Consider the following 18706-nt stretch of genomic DNA (forward strand, 5'->3'; position numbering starts at 1 on the left):
TTTCAAGTTTATTTTCAGAGGGGGCGTTGATATCGGGGATGATATCGCCGACGATATCCAGATAGTATCTGGGCCGGAGCCGGAATCCTAGCTGGATGCTGGCTGAGGGGGTGAGTTGGTGGCTTTGAGGAGGTCAACAGGCGGCAACGAGGTGGACATCGTTCTGGGGTATAGTCCGAAAGACGGCAGAGAGACTGCCGATTTTTTTGGAAAGAATTGTTATGACCTCTGTATTTTCCGCTGTGAGTTCTTCCGCTGAAACGACGTTCAAGCCTGTCTACCCGGTTGCCCGAGAGGTTGAGCAGGTGGACGACTACTTTGGCACGAAGGTGAGCGATCCGTATCGCTGGATGGAGGATGTGGACTCGGCTGAGTTGAAGACGTGGGTGGATGCGGAGAACGAGTTGACGCAGAGCTATCTGGCGCGTGTGCCGGTGCGGGAGACGATGCAGAAGAGGCTGATGGAGCTGATCAACTTCGAGCGCTACACGGCGCCGGCGCGGAGGGGTTCGCGGTACTTCTACTCGCATAACAGCGGGCTGCAGAACCAGAACGTTCTGTACTGGCACGAGGGGCTGGATGGTGAGCCGAAGGTGTTGCTGGACCCGAATACTTTCTCGGAAGATGGGACGGTGGCGATCAGCGGGCTCAGCATTACGGACGATGGGGCGCTGGCGGCTTACTCGATTGCGGATGCGGGCAGCGACTGGGTGAAGTGGCGGGTGCGGAATGTGACGACGGGTGAGGATCTGCAAGATCTGGTGGAGTGGTCGAAGTTCAGCGGGGCGGCGTGGCTGAAAGATGGGAGTGGATTCTTCTACTCGCGCTACGACCAGCCTGCGGCGGATGCGGAGGCTGAGGCGCTGAAAACGGCGAACCGTTTTCATAAGGTTTATCTGCATCGGCTGGGAACGGCGCAGAGTGCGGATGAGCTGGTATTCGAGCGGCCGGACGATGGCGAGATCAATCTGGGCGCGATGGTGACCGACGATGGGCGCTACGTGCTGATGTACCAGAGCAAGGGAACGAGTCCGAACAATACGCTGGCGGTGCGGGACCTGCGCGACGCTGCCGGGGCGTGGATGGAGCTGATCGGTAGTCCGGATGCGGTGTATGCGCCGATTGCGAACGATGAGACGACGTTCTGGCTGCGGACGACGCTGGACGCGCCGAACGGCAAGGTGATCGCGGTGAACCTGGGCAAGCCTGCGCGGGAGCACTGGACGACGGTGATTCCGGAGAGTGAGAACAACCTGGACGATGTGTCGATGATCAACGACACGTTTATCGCGGACTATCTTGCGGATGCGCAGAGCCGCGTGGTGTTGTATGCGCGGGATGGCAGGCCGATGGAGGAGCTGGTGCTGCCTGCGATTGGAACGGCGGGCGGATTCGGCGGGCTTCGCACGGATACGGAGACGTTTTATCAGTTCAGCAACTTTACGATGCCGAGCACGGTGTATCGGCTGGACATGAAGACGCTTACGTCTGCGGTGTATCGGCAGCCGAAGCTGTTGTTCGACCCGAAGCTGTATGAGACGACGCAGGTGTTTTATACGAGCAAGGATGGCACGCGGGTGCCGATGTTTGTGAGCCACAAGAAGGGGCTGACGCTGGATGGTACGGCGCCGACGCTGCTGTATGCGTATGGCGGATTCAACATTCCGCTGATGCCGGAGTTTTCGCCTTCGCATGTGATGTGGATGGAGAGGGGCGGCGTGTATGCGCAGCCGGGATTGCGCGGCGGCGGCGAGTATGGCGAGGCGTGGCACGAGGCTGGAGTGGGCGTGAAGAAGCAGAATGTCTTTGACGATTTCATCGCCGGGGCGGAGTGGCTGATTGCGCATAAGTACACGTCGCCGGGGAGGCTTGCGATCTCCGGTGGGAGCAACGGCGGGCTGCTGGTGGCGGCTTGCGAGCTACAGCGTCCGGAGTTGTTTGGCGCGGTGGTGGCGGCGGTGGGTGTGATGGATATGCTGCGGTTCGATCAGTTCACGATCGGCTGGGCGTGGAAGGCGGAGTATGGTTCGCCGTCGGAGAGTGCGGAAGAGTTTGCGGCGATCTACAAGTACTCGCCGCTGCATAATATTCGTGCGGGCGTGGCGTATCCGGCGACGCTGATTACGACGGGCGACCATGACGACCGGGTGTATCCGGCGCACAGCTTCAAGTACACGGCTGCGTTGCAGGCGGCACAGGTGCAGGGCGGGAGTCCTGTGCTGATTCGGGTGGAGACGCGCGCGGGACATGGTGCGGGGATGCCGCTGAGTAAACGGATTGAGGCGACGGTTGATCAGTATGCGTTTATGGCGAGTGCTTTAGGGGTGTAGCTGGATTGCTGGAGCGTCTTCCTGAGTGGGGTGGCGCTTCAGCAAAATACAGGGTTCTTCGCTTCGCTCAGAATGACGACAGTTTTCTAATGATAGCGAAGATGCTCCGGGTACTTCTCTGTGCAATACCTCTTCGAATGCGCGGTGGTGCGTGGTTGCGAGTTGAGGCGATTTCGCGAAGATACTAAAGGTTATTCCGCTTTGGTGTATATTCGCAGACCCCCGAATGGGGCTGCTTATCTGTTTCAGGTCGGCGGAAATTTGAATCCGATGCTTTGTGCCGCGCGTCCTATTTATGCAGCAGGAAGTGGAAAGGTTGTCTTTATGAAGATCAAAATTTCACTCGCGTTGTTGATTGCTCTGGCTCCCGCGTTAGAGCCCACAGCGGCGTTTGCGCGACCGAAGGAGCCGACGGCGCATATGCGTCCGCAGCTGTATCACGACCACTCGCCACATGCGCGGGTTCGCGACTCGAATGGGCGTCACTCGTCGTAGTCTTCTGTGGGTTTTCTGTAGTTTCTTTTCTGTAGTTTCAGCTGGCGGGGGTGTTTACTCCCCGCGCCTTCTGGATGAAGGCAGCTAATCTTTCGGGACTCTTTCGTCCCGGCTCCGATTCGACACCACTTGCTACATCGACTCCCCAGGGCGCGAGCCTCTGGATGGCCTTGTCTACGTTTTCGGAGTCGAGGCCGCCGGCTACGATGAGCTTGAGGCGTGCGCCGTGGCCCTGAAGCTCGGTCTGGAGCGCGGTGCGGGCGGCATTCCAGTTGAAGGGTACACCGGAGCCGCCGGCGGCTGCGCCAACCTTGGAGTCAATTAGAACTCTGTCGGTTACATTTTGCGTGGCGATGTTCCGGAGCCGCTTGATGACGGTCGAGGTGGGACGGTCGCCTGGTTCGAGGGACCAGTGAACGGTCTGGATGATGCCGATGCGTCCGTCGAGCAGCACCTGCAGCCGTTGAAGGACGGGCAGAGCGACGTTGCGATGCAGCTGGACGGCGGTGAGGCCGCAGTACTGCGCGACCTGCACGATCTCTTCCGCGTTGATCTGCGTGAAGACGCCGATGCGTTCGACGTTCGCGGGTAGGTGCGGGGTGATGGCGGCGACTGTGTCCGGTGTGACGCGGCGGGTGCTGGGCGCGAAGACGAAGCCTACGGCGTCGGCACCGAGTTCGGCGGCGAGCTTGGCGTCTTCAAGGGTGGTGTTGGCGCAGATTTTGATCCACATGTGGGGAGGGCCTCGTGGAGCTTGATGATTTACGCGTTGCCGACGGGTGCCTGTCGAATCGATGAGCACCGCATCGAAGGAATGTTTAAGGTTTGTGGTGGTTAGATGTCGAGCGAGTACTCGCGATCCAATAAGGTGGCGAGTGCCGCGGCGGGGTCGGGTTGGCGCATGAGGCTCTCGCCGATGAGGAAGGCTCCGTAGCCGGACTGGCGGAAGCTGGCGATGTCCTCCGCGTTGCGGATGCCGCTCTCGGCGACCATGACAGCGTCTTTGGGCATGAGGCTGGCGAGTTCGTGGAAGATCTCGGTGCGGACGTTGAAGGTGCGGAGGTCGCGGCTGTTGACGCCGATGAGGTCGAAGCCGAGGTCGATGGCGCGCTTGAGCTCGTCGGCGCTGTGGGTCTCGCAGAGGACGTCGAGGCCGAGGGTCCGGGCTTCGTCGCGGAGATCGCTGAGGGACTGGTCGGTGTGGGAGGCGACGATGAGGAGGATGGCGTCGGCGCCGTGGGCGCGGGCTTCGAGGATCTGGAAGGGATCGAGGATGAAGTCCTTGCGGAGGCAGGGGATGGTGACGACCTGGGAGGCCTGCTCGAGGTAGGCGAGGGAGCCCTGGAAGAACTCCTCGTCGGTGAGGACGGAGAGAGCGGCGGCTCCGGCGGCCTGGAAGGTGCGGGCGAGGGTGGCGGGGTGGAAGTCGGCGCGGATGAGGCCCTTGGAGGGCGAGGCTTTTTTGATCTCGGCGATGATGGCCGGGCCGGTGGAGGATGCGGTGCGGAGGCCCTGGGTGAAGCCGCGGGGGGTGTGGGCGGAGGCTTTGCGTTCGAGGAGGCCGTAGTCTGCGGCGGCTTTGCGGGCGGTCACTTCAAGGAGGGTGTGGGCGAGAATCTGGTCGAGCTTTGTAGACATGGTTCCCTGTATTCAGTGATTGGCGCCGATGTGGGCGGGCCGTCGTCGAATCGGGCCGTGATCGCGACTGGGCCATCATCAAAGAGAGCCTGGGCCTATGGCGACCCAGGCTCTCTATTTTTACCAGCGATGGTCTGCCGGTGGTTCATTTTTTGCATTCAGCCTGGATTCAACCGGGGGTGAGCCGGGCTGAAGATCTTTTGGTGCCGAAGGGGGGACTCGAACCCCCACACCCTTGCGAGTACATGGACCTGAACCATGCGCGTCTGCCAATTCCGCCACTACGGCACGGTGTTGTTCGCTCCGCATTGTGGGCCGGAGCACGCTAACCGCGAGTTATCAGTGTTACAAACAGGCTGGCCGATGTCAATCGGACGGAAGTGGGCAACCAATTGTGCAGCGGGTGAGTCTTCTCTCCTATATCCGCGTCTAGTAGGGATAAGGAAGATTGCGTCTCATCCATGGCCGACCCGAAGAATAGCTCTGAAGACCGCTCCATTGTGGAAATCATTCCGGAAGATCTATCGGTTGAGATGCGCAAGATCGCGCACGACCTGAGCAATGCGCTGGAGATTATTGTGCAGACCAGCTACCTGCTGAGCCTGGCGGAGCTGAAGGAGCCTGCGTCGGACTGGCTGCGGATGCTCGATGGCGGCGTGCAGAAGGCACTGAACCTGAACCTGGTGCTGCGCAATTACATCAAGGAACATACGGAGAACTAAGCTGCCGTTGTTTCGGCAGGCTTAGGATCTCGCGCGTGATTTGGATGGCCTGCTTGCCGGCTTCGTTTTGGTGGATTTGACGGCTTTCTTTGCGGCTGTCTTCTTTACTGCGGCGGACTTCTTCGCTACGACTGACTTCTTCGCTGGGGCTTTCTTCGTGATGGCGGTCTTCGTCTGCTTGAGAGTGGGCTTGTTGGTGGCAGCTTTCTTGGCGACGGTCTTCTTCGCGGCAGGTTTCGTGGCTGCCTTCTTTGCGGCGATTTTCTTTGCGGTCTTCTTCGCGGCTGGCTTCACTGCAGCCGATTTCGGTGGCTTGGGCGCGGCCGGTGGCTTCGGCATGCTTGCGAGTTTTCTTTCGTGAGAGGCGATGAGGTCTTCGATCTGCTGGAGCAGGATGCGGGTGTGCATCGGCTTGACCAGAAGCTGATCGGCGCCCATCTCCTGCCAGTCTTCTTCGGCTACGGGAAAGGCGGTGAGGAGGGCTACGGCTGGATGGTATGCGGCGGCGCGCGCTGCCTTGATGACCTCGATGCCGGCGACGTCGTGCTCCATGCGCATGTCGGTGATCAGCATGTGGTACTCGCGGGTGTGCAGCTTGGAGACGCCTTCGCGGGCGGATGCGGCCGTATCGACGTCGAAGCCGCTGATCTCGAGCACGGCCTTGAGGGTGAGCAGGACGGCGACTTCGTCATCGACCAGTAGAATGCGTCGTTTCATGTGGTTCCTTTCGAGTGCTTCCGAGCCAACATACATGATACGGCAGGTGATTCCAAAGTCTGGGACGAAGCGACGTGGAGGTTTTTCTGCGGCGTGCATCCAACCTGTTCTTTAACAGCGCATCTCATCGAAAATGCTATACTTTAGTTTGCGAAGCAACCTCATTGCGCGGACTGCACGCAGACGCGACTAAACCCTGAACATACGCATAGCGAGCTGGAAAGCCCGTTGTGGAGGCGACTTATTCCACCGATTGATAAACGTTCCGCCAAGTCTTTTATCCGCACCAACGAACGTATCCGCGCGCGCGAGATCCGCGTCATCGACGAAAATGGCGAACAACTAGGCGTCATGCCCCCGTTTGACGCTCTGAAGATGGCGCGTGAGCGCTCCCTCGACCTCGTCGAGATCTCCCCGAACGCCGTGCCGCCTGTGTGTAAGATCCAGGACTACGGCAAGTTCCTTTATGAAAAGGACAAGAGCGACCGGGCAGCGCGCAAGAAGCAGAAGGTCATCGTCATCAAAGAGGTCAAGTTCTCGGTGACCGTAGATGAGCACGACTACCAGACCAAGAAGAACCAGGCGGTCCGGTTTCTCGGCGAGGGCGACAAGGTCAAGGCGTCGCTTCGGTTCAAGGGCCGGCAGATGGCTCACCGCGACCTGGGTTACAAGATCATCAACCGCCTTATTCTCGATATCGGAGATGCCGGGCTGGTCGAATTCATGCCGCGCATGGAAGGGACCACGCTACACGCCATTCTGGCTCCGTCCAAGAAGGCTGAGCAGCAGCAACAGCAGCAACCCGCGGTGAAGAAGGCTCCTGCTCCGGTGGCTGCTGAGGCAAAGCCTGCAGATCCAGAAGCTTCAACCGTCCAAGCGTAATTCAAGGCATCTCCCGGCCAGATTCCTGAGATGAACTTCCGGGGTTGAATTCACTCGAACTCGGTCCGTTTGGGCCGGTTTGATGTGCAGAACTTTTCACATTCTCATTATTAGTTGCATCCATACAGGACGACCAGATGTCTCAAGGTCGTCCTGTATGTGTTTAATCCTGCGCTTCGGCACGTTGCCGAGCCCACCTCTTTCATCCGATTTCTTCGAATGAGAACGCATCTTCCGCCGCAAAAGCGAAGATCTGCTGATCCTCGATGGCCGGAGATACCGATGAGACGTACTTAGGCGAATAGAAGCCAGCTCTGGAAGTCCCCTTAGATGTCTCTTTGTGTGAGGGCGTTTCCAGCCTGCGTGTTTATTATGCGTGTCTACGTTATTACCTTAGTAACCAAATCTATATAATATCTTCGTATATTACTGATTACATTAGACTTATAGTCTCATACATTCTATGGTTACTTCATCGAGTCTGTCTACAGAAATCTTTTAGACAGCAATACAACTTTCGGGGGTTATCTCACTATGAAACACATCGTCCGCGCTTTCGTCGTCGTCCTGGTCCTTACCGGTGTTGCCGCTACCACCCAGACCTCTGCTTCCACCAAGAACAATGTGACCGTCTCCCGCACCAGCATGGTTCCGGTTCCAGTGTGTGCGCCAAATGACCCCAACGCCTGCGGAATGCGCTAAACGCATACTTCTGTCCTGATATCAGCCATGTTCAAGATCCTACCTAACCAGCGCAATCCAAGGAGTTCCACTATGAAACACATCGTCCAGGCCTTCGTTGTTGTCCTCGTTCTCACCGGTGTTGCTGCCACCAGCCAGACCTCCGCCGCCTCCACCAAGAACAAGGTGACTGTCTCCCGCACCAGCATGGTTCCGGTTCCAGTGTGCGCGCCAAATGACCCCAACGCTTGTGGAATGCGCTAAACGCATACTTCTGTCCTGATATCAGCCAAGTTCGAGATCCTACCTAACCAGAGCAATTACAGGGAGTTACACCATGAAACACTTCGCCCACGTCTTCGTCGCTGTTCTCGTTCTCACCGGTGCTGCTGCCACCAGCCAAACTTCCGCTGCCTCTACCAAGAACAAGGTGACTGTCTCCCACGCCAGCATGGTCCCGGTTCCAGTGTGTGCGCCAAATGATCCCAACGCCTGTGGAATGCGGTAGAACCGAACTCCGCAAAAAATTGCATAGTCCGTAATAATTTCTTGTATCGGTCCCCGGGATAAGCTACGCTGTGTTAGTTAGAGGGACCGATCTATGAACATCTCCTCGTCAAGCCTGCTTACTTTCCTTGGATTCTTCGAGCCAGTTCTCTGTGGCATGGTTATCTGGTTTGTCGTACGCAATAAAGCTATACGCCAATTCGCCTTTCTCGTTGCGCTGATGAGCGTCAAGCTCATCTGTTCCGCAACCTGCATGGCTTTGATCTCCAGCCGGCATTCCCTGGGAATCGAACGGCATCTGGCCTACCAGATTTATTTCTACATCTACTGGGCGGGCTATGCGCTTGAGGCCATCCTGTCCCTGGCTGTGATCTACAGTATCTTCAAGCTGGCGATGGCTCCGCTCAAGGGGTTGCAGACTTTGGGGATGCTGGTCTTCCGCTGGGTGGCGGCTATCTCTGCAGCGGTCGCGATCGGTGTTGCGGTGACGCCACATCTGTCCGGCACCAACTTCATGGTTGCGATGATTACGCAATTGCAGCAGACCTCAAGCATCTTGACGCTTTGCCTGCTGCTGTTTGTCTGCTTCGCGATTCGTCCGATGGGGCTTTCGTACCGCAGCCGCATCTTCGGCGTTAGCATCGGCATGGGATTTCTGGCAGTCATTAATCTACTGAACTCGGCATGGATCGCTCACTACTCCAGCATGTACTCTTCGCTGAGCGTAGTAAATGGTGTCGCTGTGGGCTCTACGCTGCTGATCTGGTCGGCTTACTTTGCCTTCCCCGAGCCCAAGCGCCGGATCATTGTCCTGCCAACGACGTCGCCGTTCCTTCGCTGGAACCAGATCTCGATGGCTCTGGGCGACGATCCTGGTTTTGTGGCAGTAGGTGGGATTCCGCCGGAGCTGTTTGCGCCTGCGGAGCTTGAGGTTATGCGTCGGGCCTCTGCGAAGATGCCTTCGAACCTCGAGAGCCAGTCTGCACTGCATTCGTTATCTGCCTAATGTTGGGCCGTCATCGGAGCGGTGACGGTCACTGGGCGCGGTAATGAAGCGAAGGTAGCTGAGTTCGCATGGATGGAACCGCGGTAGATTGATTCAGACTTTATACGCAGACAAGAAGAAGGCCGTCCCGCTTGGGGACGGCCTTCTTCTTGTTGGTTGAGTTGCTGCTTAGTCTTTTTCTGACTCAGAGCGCTTCCAGTTGATGAGATCGCCCAGTGTGGTGCTGCTGCTGGAAGATGACGAGGAGGAGGAGGAAGAGGAGCCGGAGTTGTTGTTGCCCTTGGGCGACCGCTCGCGTTCCTTGTAGCTCTCGACCTCTGCGCGGCTGGCTTCTTCGCCGACAGCGCGGATGCTGAGACCGACCTTTTTCTCTTCCTGGTTCATCTTGACGATCTTGAACTCGTGCTCGGAGTCCACATCCATCGCAACAGGCTGGCCGTTGGCATCGATCGCCTCGGAGACGTGGCAGAGGCCCTCGACTCCTTCCGCGATCTCAACGAAGGCTCCAAACTGCGCGGTGCGCAGGATCTTGCCCTTGATGACGTCGCCGACACGGTGTTGTGCGAAGAAGGTGTCCCAAACATCCGGTTGCAGCTGCTTGACGCCAAGCGACAGACGACGGTTTTCTGGCTCGACGCCGAGAACGATGGCGCGAACCTTCTCGCCCTTCTTCAGGACCTCGGACGGGTGCTTGATGCGCTTGGTCCAGCTCAGGTTCGAGACGTGTACCAGGCCATCGATGCCGTCTTCGATCTCGATGAAGGCGCCGAAGTCAGTGAGGTTGCGTACGCGACCCTCGATGATGGCGCCGATCGGATACTTGTCTTCGAGCTGCTCCCAGGGGTTTTCCTGGAGCTGCTTCATGCCAAGCGAGATGCGGCGGTCGTTCGGGTTGACGCTGAGGATGATGGTGTCGACCTCGTCGCCGGGCTTGACCATCTTCGACGGATGCTTCATCCGCTTGGACCAGGTCATCTCAGAGACGTGGACGAGACCTTCGATGCCCTGCTCGAGTTCGACGAACGCGCCATAGTCGGTGACCGACAGAACGCGGCCGCGAACCTGTGCGCCGATGGGGTAACGCTCCGTGGCATCGAGCCATGGGTCAGGTGTGAGCTGCTTGAAGCCGAGCGAGACGCGCTGCTTATCCTTGTCGAACTTCAGCACCATGACTTGGATCTCGTCGCCTACATTAACGAGGTCGCGGGGATGGGTGAGACGACCCCAGCTCATGTCGGTGATGTGGAGCAGGCCATCGAGGCCGCCCAGATCGACGAATGCGCCGTAGTCGGTGAGGTTCTTCACGGTACCGGTGAGGACGCTGCCTTCTTCGAGGGTAGCCAGGGTGACCGACTTCTTGGCGTTCTGGTCTTCCTCGAGGAGCTCCTTGCGGGAGATGACGACGTTGCCGCGCTTCTTGTTGAGCTTAATGACGCGGACTTCGATCTCAGTGCCGATGTAGCCGTCGAGATTGCGGACGGGACGGACTTCGACCTGCGAGCCAGGCAGGAAGGCTTTGATGCCGATATCGACAGTCAAACCACCCTTGACACGGCTGAGAACCATACCCTTGACGGGAGTCTTGTCGTTCGCCGCCTGCTCCAGCTTGTCCCAGACCTTGTGACGGAGAGCCTTGTCATAGCTGACCAGGTAACCGCCTTCGGCCTCTTCGCGCTCAACGACAACTTCAACAGTGTCACCCGTCTGGAACTTCGAGACACCATTGATGTCAAGAACCTGTTCCAGGGGAATGAGACCTTCCGACTTGAGCCCGATGTCGACAACAACATGCTTGTCGGTGACTTTGACGACGGTGCCGGTAACGATGACCTCTTCTGTGGTCAGGTTCTGGGCTGCGGCGGACTCGGCTGCCTGTTCGCGATCAAAGTTCGCGAGGGCGGCGGCAAAGTCAGCTGCGTCGTAGTTCAAATCATCGTCGGATTCGTCTGCTGCGGCGGTCACAGTTGCAACGTGGCCATGGTCTGCAGCTTCATGTGCATGCGACGCGGTAACCTGCGCTGCTGCATCACTTGACGCTTCGTGGGCGGTCTCATGCTGTTGGGTTGAGGTGGATTCAGAAGACAGGTCTGTGTGAGCCGCTGTCGCTTCGGGCGCTAGGACTTCCGTTTCGGTGGTCAGGGGTTTGCTCTCGTTGTGGTCAGGATTATGGTTTTCTACCATGGTGAATGCGGACTCCGGGATCCAAGAATTCATTCCGTGTCAGGCGTCGTCGAAGCGGAAACAACCAGCAGCCCGGTAAAGGAAGCTGTTGTCTTCTCTATCCTCGCTACGTCTTCGGCAGGATGGAAAGAATCAGGCCTTGCAGAGGAGCTACTGCACTTGGGTCCCACACGCAATAGCTCACTAATAAAGCATAGAACGTTGCATAGAGTCCGTCAACAAAGCCGGTCCAGCGTACTGTATTTTCATCGCTGCTTCATGCAGGCAGCCTTTTCTTCTTGGGGTCCCGAGAATTAGATGCGAATCGCGGCACTTTGGACCCATTGGGGGTGAAAAATTTCGTGATGCAGAGAGCCGACCTCCATGCCGTATTTGCAGGCAAGCCAGACTCGGCTGAGGTCAGCTGCTGTCGCGCCTAGATTTTCATAGGCCGCCTCCACGCTATACTCGGCCCATGGACCGCCTTTGGACACCCTGGCGCTACAGCTACATCACTCGTGCCGATCCGCAGGCCCGGAGCGGGGTTCCTGTGGCTCTCAGCGCCTGGCCGCCCAGCGAGGCTGAGGATAAGCACTGCGTCTTCTGCAATATGATCGCTGCGGTCGACTACGCCATCGCGCACGGCATGGCACGGCAGGAGGCCGAGCAGGCGGCTCACATCATCCATCGCGGACGGTACTGCTTCATCTGCCTGAATGCCTATCCTTATTCCACCGGCCATCTTCTGCTGGTGCCGTATCAGCACATCGACACGCTGGCGGGCCTGCCGACGGAGGCTGCACAGGAGCTGATGCATCTGGCTCAGCGATCCGAGAGTGCGCTTCGGGAGACGTACAAACCGGGTGGGCTGAACATGGGACTCAACCTTGGAGAGGCTGCCGGCGCCGGGATCGCCGAGCATATTCATATGCATGTTCTGCCGCGCTGGATCGGCGATACGAACTTTATGACCGCGACTGCGGAAACACGTGTACTTCCTGAACCTCTCGATGTAACATGGGCGAAACTGCGTTCCCACCTCGCAAATTAATACAACCTACATGCATTTCCGGCCATCGAAGAACCATAGACGATAAACAGAGTTTTATCTATCGAGGGCATTATGGCAATTTTCAAGCAGACCCTACCCGCATCCCTCAGATCCGGCTCCTCCTTCATGCACGAAAATCGCGGCCAGGCCTCGCCGGATCGGCGTCCTTACCTGGTAACACGAAAGTCAGTTTCAACGACACAGCAATATATGGCATTGTTTCCCCATGAGTCCGAAGATGCACGCATCACAGGCACGACACGGTCGCTCTATCGCCGGTTGCTTGCTCTGAATTTGCCTGGGTCGGATGCACGTGACGCTCGAATCGACACTCGTATTGAGGTCGAAAGCAGCTTCGTGCACGAGTCCAGAACAGCATCAGTTTCGTTCGCGGGTCCTAAGATCGCTTAGGATAGATATTCGAAGCGGCTCAAAAACTTAAACCTGAAACGCCCTGTTCTGAGAACAGGGCGTTTTTATTTCTATTGAAGTGGCTCATGCGCTACCGCAGGATCAGAAAGGGCCGCTCTGGGGAGTGGTGCTGGCGGAGCTGGGCTCTGTTTCGTGGCTCTCGGTCTTCGGGCCTCTCGGCGTCGGCACCCGCGTGGCCTCGAAGCTTGTGATTCTCCAGTCGCCAGAAGGCAGGCGTTGATAGACCCGCGTGTAGCGATAGGTTCCCTTCACCGGGATTCCGTCGCTGACGCCCTCGACGTCGGCGCGCGAGGTGACGATCGCAATCGCACCCACTAACTTCACCTGAATCTCGCCGAGGTCGATCTTGTTGAGGACAAAGGCGCGGCTCCGCATGCGTTCGAGCTGCTGGGCCTTGGTGTGGACCTGTCCGGTCATGGAGATGCCGATGTAGTCGTCCGAGAGGAGCTTGTCCATGGCAGGGATATCGCCTGCGAGCTGCGCCACGCGCCACTGCTCTTCAAGCGCCTCTACCTGGCGTTTGGCGTCGTGCTTCTTCTCGTGTAGCGGGAGGCTGCGTCCGGCCTCTGCCGGTGGCGCACAGAGCCCAGCGACGACGGCCGTCAACACGACGGCGGTCACAAAGGCCGAGCTACGAGTTCGACAAGCTAGAAACCGCATAGGCGTACCGGATGGTAGACCGATTTATCGCGTAGAGTCAAAAAACTTTAGTCGTACGCGCCTTTCAACAGATAAGACGTGCCGACAGCCTAAAAAGTCCAGTTCAACAGATTGCGGTCAGATTTTCTACCTGGCGGTCCCGCATCTTCTGGTTGAGACCGCCGATGACATATTGATGAAAGTGCGGTGTTGCGCGGTGATGATCCAGTGCTGCTTCGTCGGTGTACTGTTCGTAGATCACCACTGTGCAGGCCTCGCCTTCGACGAAGTGGGGGATGTAGCTCACGCACCCCGGCTCCTTTCGGGAAGCCTCCGTGAGCGGGCAGAGGATCTCGGCGATATATTCGCGGTCGGACTGTTCAAAGGTCATTCGTACGGTGAAACTTAACATGTGGGCCCTTTTTTCTTATGCCTGCAGCGCTTCTTCAAACGCCGGCAGGGTCATGGTCTGATCGCGGTCAGGACCGGTTGAGACCATTCCAATCTTCGCGCCCGACTCCTGCTCAATAAATTTCAGATAATCCTGTGCAAGCTGTGGAAGTTTATCGAACTCGGTGATGCCTTCGGTGGAGCTGTTCCAGCCCTTCAGCTTAGTGTAGATGGGCTCGATCGCGTTATATCCCGGCATATCCGCGGGGATGACGTCGGTGACCTTGCCGTTGATCTTGTAGCCGGTGCAGACGGGGATCTCCGCGCACTCGTCCATCACGTCCATCTTGGTGACGACCAGCCACTCGGTGCCGTTGATCATGTTGCTGTAGCGCAGCAGGGGTAGGTCGAGCCAGCCGCAGCGGCGTGGACGGCCTGTGACGGCGCCGTACTCCTGCCCGCGCGCACGCAGCAGGTCGCTGGTGGAGTCGTGGATCTCGGTGGGAAAGGGGCCTTCGCCTACGCGGGTGACGTACGCCTTGGTGACGCCGATGACCGTGCCGATCCGGGTGGGGCCTACGCCGGTTCCGGTGACTGCTCCGCCTGCGGTCGAGGAGGACGAGGTGACGAAGGGATAGGTTCCGTGGTCGATGTCCAGCAGAGCGCCCTGAGCGCCTTCGAACATCACCTTTTCGCCGTTGTCGATGGCGTGGTTCAGCATGACCGCCGTGTCGGTTACGAAGGGAGCGATCTGCTCGGCGGCGCGGGAGTACTCCTCGTACATGGTCTTGGGGTCCAGCGGTTCGGTGCCGAAGAGCGCGTGGGCGATGGTGTTCTTCTCGTGGCAGGCGTTCTCGATGTGGGTGCGGAGCAGCGCGGAGTTGAGCAGATCGACGACGCGGAGGCCGCTGCGGTGCATCTTGTCCTCGTAGGCAGGCCCGATACCGCGGCTGGTGGTTCCGATCTTCGTGCGGCCGGGAGCGTTTTCGGCGGCCAGCTCGATCATCCGGTGGTAGGGAAGGATGACCTGCGCGCGGTTGGAGATGAAGAGCTGTCCGTCTACGGTTAGCCCGGCATCCTTCAGCTTCTTGACCTCGCTCAGGAAGGCCATCGGATCGAGCACGACGCCGTTGCCGATGACGCCCTTGCACTCCGGACGCAGCACACCGCAGGGAATCAGCTGCAGGACGAACTTCTTGCCCTTGATGATGACGGTATGTCCGGCGTTGTGGCCGCCCGCGTACCGCGCCACTACGGAGAACTTCTCCGAGAGCACGTCGACGATCTTGCCCTTGCCTTCATCGCCCCACTGGGCACCCAAAATTACCGCTGATTTGCGTTGATTCACGACGAGTGTGTTCTCCAAAGGATCGATGTTGGACGGCAGACAGGCGCTGCCGTGACAGAGGCATGCCCTCCTCCATCATATAGCGTTCCGACGGGGTGCAATCAATGGCGCGGCCAGGCGGTCCTCTGGCTGGGCTTCCGGTGGGAGGCCAGCCAGAGGGAGCAGCAGGGTCCTACTGCTTAGGGGATGGCATAGTAGCCGGTGCGCGTCCTGGCCGTAAGCCCTGGATTCTCAACCTTTACGTCGATTGCGTGATAGTTGTTCGTGGGTTCGCCCGGTGCAGCTTCGAGGGTCAGAGTGTAGAACGCGTTTGCATCCGCGACGCAGCGGGTGATCTGGGCCGTGATGTCGTTGCTCGAGTTCAATGCGAGGCCGCCGCTATGGACAGCGATCACCTGCAGAGCCAGATTGCCGACTTGAGAGTTCTTTGCCGCGGTAATCGGCTTCAGGAACTCCTGATAGTAGTTGACCCGAAGGCCGCCCGCATCGGCGATTCCGAGGGGATCGACGCTGTAGAGCGTAATTCGCGACTGGCGCAGGGAGTTCGTGACCGAGACGATGGAGTTGTAGAGGCCCTGCTCCTCTTTGGAGGTGAGATTGATCTGTGGCCCTGAGAGGATCGGCCAGCCCGGACTGATCCAGACGATGATCTTTCTACCCGGCTCTCGTGCCTCCGCAGCCGCAAGCTGGTTCAGGGTGCCAAGGGAGAGTTGAAAGCGATCGACGGCGCCGTAGAACCCGGTGCTGCGGCGGAGCTCGCGTAAGGTCGACTCCTGCTTGTCGAATGACTCCAGAAGCGAGTTGCCGTCCTGCGTGGTGTCGCTCAGGATCTGTGTTTTGGTGTCGGTAAAAAAGGCGATGGAGGTTGGGAAAGGCAGCTTTCCGCCGTTCTGCTGGAGGACTTTCTTGATCTCGTTTCGCTCGTACGCGACCCGGTTGATCGTCGTATTGACCTCGTCCACCACGATGATGACCTTGACTGGAGGCTCCGGCTGAGCGGCGGTTTCCATGGACGCGTGGAACGAAAGAATCTGCTGCGGCTGCTTGTTATCGAGGACGACGAAGTCCTTCTGCTGAAGTCCGGATATGGCCTTGCCGGACCGGTCGGTGACCACGACGTCCAGCACCAGGCGATCCCTGGCTTCGAGCGGAGTGGCAGGCTGCTGCATCTGCTCCGACGCAGGGGGCGGACCTAGAGGCTGCTGCGATCTTGCCGAACTGGTTGAAAGAGAGACACCCAAAAGACAGAAAAGAGAAAGACCGGCCCGATAGAACCTGTTCATACAATGCACCTCAACGACGCACATCCACTTTACTCGCGTTGTGGTGGTTGGAGATACGAAGGCGGAGACAAAATTGCGCGCGAGCGCCATCCGCTGTACTACAGACGGAGCAGCAGCCCCGGCAGTTTCACCGGCTATACATTTGCATCCTCAGAACCCGGTGTCTGCTTGTCGGCTGTTCTCGTTTTTGATGGCGCAAGCCGTGGTCTACCGCTATTCTCCTCCTTGCAGCTTGAACCACGCGCGCTGCCGCACCATGACGCGCGATCGGCAGACGCCTCGCTTTCATACTCTTCGTTTTGGGTCCTTATGTCCGCATCACGGCTTCTCTATGGCACCACGGTCTTCCTCGGCGCATTCCTGCTCTTCCTCGTGGAGCCGATGGCGGCCAAGCAACTTCTCCCAATCCTTGGGGGCTCGTCGGCGGTCTGGCTAACCTGCCTGGTCTTCTTTCAGGTGGTGCTTTTGCTGGGCTACCTTTATGCGCACTGGCTCACGCGAAGCCACACAGCACGCTGGCAGAGGCCTCTCTACCTCGTCTCTCTCTTTGCAGCGGTTCTTCTGCTCGCAGCGCAAAGGCTTCTTCCCGCGACTCTCAGTCGAGGGTCGGAGCATCCTGTCGCGACCATCTTCCTGACGCTTAGCGCAACGATTGGCCTGCCCTTTCTTCTGCTTGGCTCTACCAGTCCGTTGCTTCAGGTATGGTTTCTGCGCACTGAAAGCGGCGGCATTCCGTATCGCCTCTTCGCGTTGTCGAATACAGGCTCACTCCTCGCATTGCTGGCGTACCCCACGCTGGTCGAGCCGAACCTGACGCTCAGGTTGCAACAAACTTTGTGGTCGCTCGGTTTTCTCGTCTACGTGATTCTCTGCACAGTGCTTGCGCGAAGACCGCAGACCATAGAGCCCGCTGCTGCAACACAATATGAACGTGATGCGCCGCGCACCCCGGCCTTCACGAAGAGTCTGTGGTTTCTTCTACCCATGGCCGCGGCGATGCAGCTTAGCGCCGTCACCGCGCACCTCACCGTCAACATTGCCGCGATTCCGCTGCTCTGGATGCTTCCACTTGCCGTGTATCTTCTCACCTTCATCCTGGCGTTTGAGCTTCCGGGACTCTATCGCCGCGGCATCGTCGTCCGTCTGCTCGTCGTTATGCTGGCCGCTCTAGGCTACGCGATCTCGAAGACCGACGTCAGCATTCCCATTGGTATCGCCATCCTGTTCTTTCTTGTCGAAGCGTTTCTTGCCTGCCTGTTCTGTCACGCAGAAGCCTATGCGCTCCGCCCTCAGCGCGCCTCCGAAACAACGCTTTTCTATCTATTGATCGCAGCCGGTGGCGCGGCCGGAACCTTCTTCATCGGCATCGCCAGTCCGCTGCTGTTCTCTGCCAACTATGACCTCGCCATCTCGTTCTTCGTCACTGCCGCGCTTGCCATCGCGGTTACATGGAGCGATGGCTGGCCCCAGCGCCTGCTCTGGTCCACTGCTGCTGTGCTGCTCCTTTTCTTTGCGATCATGCTGCATACCGCATACAGCCGTCAGGCTATCTTGCAGGTTCGCAACTTCTATGGCACGCTACGTGTGAAGCAGCTTGCAACCACGCAGGGCGCTACCGAACGCATGTTGCTCAATGGCACCATCCAGCACGGCACTCAGCTGTTTGCGCCGGGCCTCACGCGGACTCCCACTACCTACTATGCTGACGACTCCGGCATTGGCCTGGCGCTGCGCTTCTGTTGCACCACCTCCGCCAACGAGCCCGTGCATCCGCGCAGCATCGGCGTCATAGGATTGGGAACAGGCACGCTCGCCACTTACGGGAACGCGGGCGACCGTATCCGCTTCTACGAGATCAATCCGCTCGTCCATCCTATTGCGCAGAATCTCTTCACCTATCTGCGTGACTCGCCCGCTGCCCTCACCTTTGCCGATGGCGACGCCCGCGCCTCGCTCTCTCGCGAGACTCCGCAGCACTTCGATGTCCTTGCTGTCGATGCCTTCTCGGGCGACGCCATCCCGCTGCATCTGCTCACCACCGAGGCCATAGCTCTCTACCAGAGGCACCTTGCTCCTGGCGGCATCCTCGCCTTCCACGTCTCCAACCAGTATCTCGATCTCGCGCCTGAGATCGCTCAGCTTGCCATTGCTGCGAAGATGCAGTCTCGTCTGGTCGAGAGCGCGGGCGATGACTCAACCGGAGCCTACCGCTCGACGTGGGTGCTTCTCAGCAACAGTTCGACTTTCTTCGAACGGCCCGAGATCGTTTCAGCAGCAGCGGCCATTCCCAATATCCAACATCTGAAGGAGTGGACCGATGACTACTCCAGCCTGCTACCTATTCTTCATCTCTCGCATCATTAAAGATGATGTCCTGCCGGACGGGCCGCTTACTCAGCGGGAGGTCACTTCGTGACGTGTATAC

At 58.5% G+C, this 18706-nt stretch carries 17 protein-coding genes, 1 tRNA gene and 1 pseudogene; 10 read left to right on the forward strand and 9 right to left on the reverse strand.

Annotated elements, in window-relative coordinates; genetic code table 11:
• Positions 1–221 precede the first annotated feature (221 nt).
• Both GSQ82_RS14785 and GSQ82_RS14790 read left to right on the forward strand, forming a co-directional pair.
• The gene (locus GSQ82_RS14785) at positions 222–2330 is read left to right on the forward strand and encodes a prolyl oligopeptidase family protein (protein WP_158792994.1); all 2109 of its coding nucleotides are present in this window, start codon (positions 222–224) and stop codon (positions 2328–2330) included.
• Positions 2331–2654: 324 nt separating this feature from the next.
• Positions 2655–2825, forward strand: a complete 171-nt coding sequence (locus GSQ82_RS14790; RefSeq protein WP_158792995.1) for a hypothetical protein — start codon at positions 2655–2657, stop codon at positions 2823–2825.
• Between the two features lie 37 nt (positions 2826–2862).
• Here the strand turns inward: GSQ82_RS14790 and GSQ82_RS14795 are convergent, their stop codons facing one another.
• The 3 genes from GSQ82_RS14795 to GSQ82_RS14805 form a co-directional block, all read right to left on the reverse strand.
• Positions 2863–3558: a phosphoribosylanthranilate isomerase gene (locus tag GSQ82_RS14795; RefSeq protein ID WP_158792996.1), complete on the reverse strand. Its 696-nt coding sequence runs from the start codon at positions 3556–3558 to the stop codon at positions 2863–2865.
• Positions 3559–3659: 101 nt separating this feature from the next.
• Positions 3660–4463, reverse strand: coding sequence for an indole-3-glycerol phosphate synthase TrpC (gene trpC, locus GSQ82_RS14800; protein ID WP_158792997.1), 804 nt, complete (start codon positions 4461–4463; stop codon positions 3660–3662).
• A gap of 201 nt (positions 4464–4664) precedes the next feature.
• Positions 4665–4751 (reverse strand) — tRNA-Leu (locus GSQ82_RS14805).
• 173 nt (positions 4752–4924) lie between these two features.
• Here GSQ82_RS14805 and GSQ82_RS14810 point away from each other — a divergent pair.
• The gene (locus GSQ82_RS14810; RefSeq protein WP_158792998.1) at positions 4925–5185 is read left to right on the forward strand and encodes a hypothetical protein; all 261 of its coding nucleotides are present in this window, start codon (positions 4925–4927) and stop codon (positions 5183–5185) included.
• Positions 5186–5206: 21 nt separating this feature from the next.
• Here GSQ82_RS14810 and GSQ82_RS14815 read toward each other — a convergent pair whose 3' ends face one another.
• Complete coding sequence (locus tag GSQ82_RS14815) at positions 5207–5902, reverse strand: response regulator (protein ID WP_158792999.1); 696 nt, start codon at positions 5900–5902, stop codon at positions 5207–5209.
• A 252-nt stretch (positions 5903–6154) separates the two neighbouring features.
• Here GSQ82_RS14815 and infC point away from each other — a divergent pair.
• The 5 genes and pseudogenes from infC to GSQ82_RS14825 all read left to right on the forward strand — a co-directional run.
• A pseudogene (gene infC / locus GSQ82_RS14820) lies at positions 6155–6679 on the forward strand (translation initiation factor IF-3); the annotation flags it as partial.
• Positions 6680–7318: 639 nt separating this feature from the next.
• Positions 7319–7486: a hypothetical protein gene (locus GSQ82_RS24560; RefSeq protein ID WP_174243081.1), complete on the forward strand. Its 168-nt coding sequence runs from the start codon at positions 7319–7321 to the stop codon at positions 7484–7486.
• 72 nt (positions 7487–7558) lie between these two features.
• Positions 7559–7729: a hypothetical protein gene (locus GSQ82_RS24565; protein ID WP_174243082.1), complete on the forward strand. Its 171-nt coding sequence runs from the start codon at positions 7559–7561 to the stop codon at positions 7727–7729.
• A 73-nt stretch (positions 7730–7802) separates the two neighbouring features.
• Positions 7803–7973, forward strand: a complete 171-nt coding sequence (locus tag GSQ82_RS24570) for a hypothetical protein (RefSeq protein WP_174243083.1) — start codon at positions 7803–7805, stop codon at positions 7971–7973.
• Positions 7974–8066: 93 nt separating this feature from the next.
• The gene (locus tag GSQ82_RS14825; protein WP_158793000.1) at positions 8067–8978 is read left to right on the forward strand and encodes a hypothetical protein; all 912 of its coding nucleotides are present in this window, start codon (positions 8067–8069) and stop codon (positions 8976–8978) included.
• A 168-nt stretch (positions 8979–9146) separates the two neighbouring features.
• On the opposite strand, the gene GSQ82_RS14830 is transcribed toward GSQ82_RS14825, so the two are convergent.
• Complete coding sequence (locus GSQ82_RS14830; protein ID WP_371417210.1) at positions 9147–11192, reverse strand: 30S ribosomal protein S1; 2046 nt, start codon at positions 11190–11192, stop codon at positions 9147–9149.
• Between the two features lie 421 nt (positions 11193–11613).
• Here GSQ82_RS14830 and GSQ82_RS14835 point away from each other — a divergent pair, with 421 nt between their 5' ends.
• Positions 11614–12189 (forward strand): HIT domain-containing protein, encoded by a 576-nt coding sequence (locus GSQ82_RS14835; protein ID WP_158793001.1) that lies wholly within the window; start codon positions 11614–11616, stop codon positions 12187–12189.
• A 513-nt stretch (positions 12190–12702) separates the two neighbouring features.
• Here the strand turns inward: GSQ82_RS14835 and GSQ82_RS14840 are convergent.
• The 4 genes from GSQ82_RS14840 to GSQ82_RS14855 form a co-directional block, all read right to left on the reverse strand.
• The gene (locus GSQ82_RS14840; RefSeq protein WP_254061660.1) at positions 12703–13242 is read right to left on the reverse strand and encodes a nuclear transport factor 2 family protein; all 540 of its coding nucleotides are present in this window, start codon (positions 13240–13242) and stop codon (positions 12703–12705) included.
• 142 nt (positions 13243–13384) lie between these two features.
• Positions 13385–13672 (reverse strand): putative quinol monooxygenase, encoded by a 288-nt coding sequence (locus GSQ82_RS14845; protein ID WP_158793003.1) that lies wholly within the window; start codon positions 13670–13672, stop codon positions 13385–13387.
• Positions 13673–13687: 15 nt separating this feature from the next.
• Entirely contained in the window at positions 13688–14998 is a 1311-nt protein-coding gene (locus GSQ82_RS14850; protein ID WP_158793004.1) for an adenylosuccinate synthase, read from the reverse strand.
• A 179-nt stretch (positions 14999–15177) separates the two neighbouring features.
• Positions 15178–16167 carry a VWA domain-containing protein gene (locus tag GSQ82_RS14855; RefSeq protein ID WP_254061661.1) on the reverse strand — a complete coding sequence of 330 codons (990 nt, stop codon included), beginning with the start codon at positions 16165–16167 and terminating at the stop codon, positions 15178–15180.
• A 423-nt stretch (positions 16168–16590) separates the two neighbouring features.
• Here GSQ82_RS14855 and GSQ82_RS14860 point away from each other — a divergent pair, with 423 nt between their 5' ends.
• Positions 16591–18645: a fused MFS/spermidine synthase gene (locus GSQ82_RS14860; RefSeq protein WP_158793006.1), complete on the forward strand. Its 2055-nt coding sequence runs from the start codon at positions 16591–16593 to the stop codon at positions 18643–18645.
• Positions 18646–18706: the final 61 nt, after the last annotated feature.

It is taken from the genome of Granulicella sp. L60, from assembly GCF_009765825.1.
Taxonomy (GTDB): Bacteria; Acidobacteriota; Terriglobia; order Terriglobales; family Acidobacteriaceae; genus Edaphobacter.

What these genes read in the sequence shown, in the direction of transcription:
- trpC (WP_158792997.1), bottom strand. Translation starts at nt 4,463, where the DNA reads ATGTCTACAAAGCTCGACCAGATTCTCGCCCACACCCTCCTTGAAGTG.
- GSQ82_RS14815 (WP_158792999.1), bottom strand. Translation starts at nt 5,902, where the DNA reads ATGAAACGACGCATTCTACTGGTCGATGACGAAGTCGCCGTCCTGCTC.
- GSQ82_RS14845 (WP_158793003.1), bottom strand. Translation starts at nt 13,672, where the DNA reads ATGTTAAGTTTCACCGTACGAATGACCTTTGAACAGTCCGACCGCGAA.
- GSQ82_RS14835 (WP_158793001.1), top strand. Translation starts at nt 11,614, where the DNA reads ATGGACCGCCTTTGGACACCCTGGCGCTACAGCTACATCACTCGTGCC.
- GSQ82_RS24570 (WP_174243083.1), top strand. Translation starts at nt 7,803, where the DNA reads ATGAAACACTTCGCCCACGTCTTCGTCGCTGTTCTCGTTCTCACCGGT.
- GSQ82_RS14825 (WP_158793000.1), top strand. Translation starts at nt 8,067, where the DNA reads ATGAACATCTCCTCGTCAAGCCTGCTTACTTTCCTTGGATTCTTCGAG.
- GSQ82_RS14855 (WP_254061661.1), bottom strand. Translation starts at nt 16,167, where the DNA reads ATGCAGCAGCCTGCCACTCCGCTCGAAGCCAGGGATCGCCTGGTGCTG.
- GSQ82_RS14860 (WP_158793006.1), top strand. Translation starts at nt 16,591, where the DNA reads ATGTCCGCATCACGGCTTCTCTATGGCACCACGGTCTTCCTCGGCGCA.
- GSQ82_RS14795 (WP_158792996.1), bottom strand. Translation starts at nt 3,558, where the DNA reads ATGTGGATCAAAATCTGCGCCAACACCACCCTTGAAGACGCCAAGCTC.
- GSQ82_RS14810 (WP_158792998.1), top strand. Translation starts at nt 4,925, where the DNA reads ATGGCCGACCCGAAGAATAGCTCTGAAGACCGCTCCATTGTGGAAATC.
- GSQ82_RS14785 (WP_158792994.1), top strand. Translation starts at nt 222, where the DNA reads ATGACCTCTGTATTTTCCGCTGTGAGTTCTTCCGCTGAAACGACGTTC.
- GSQ82_RS24565 (WP_174243082.1), top strand. Translation starts at nt 7,559, where the DNA reads ATGAAACACATCGTCCAGGCCTTCGTTGTTGTCCTCGTTCTCACCGGT.
- GSQ82_RS14830 (WP_371417210.1), bottom strand. Translation starts at nt 11,192, where the DNA reads ATGAATTCTTGGATCCCGGAGTCCGCATTCACCATGGTAGAAAACCAT.
- GSQ82_RS14790 (WP_158792995.1), top strand. Translation starts at nt 2,655, where the DNA reads ATGAAGATCAAAATTTCACTCGCGTTGTTGATTGCTCTGGCTCCCGCG.
- GSQ82_RS24560 (WP_174243081.1), top strand. Translation starts at nt 7,319, where the DNA reads ATGAAACACATCGTCCGCGCTTTCGTCGTCGTCCTGGTCCTTACCGGT.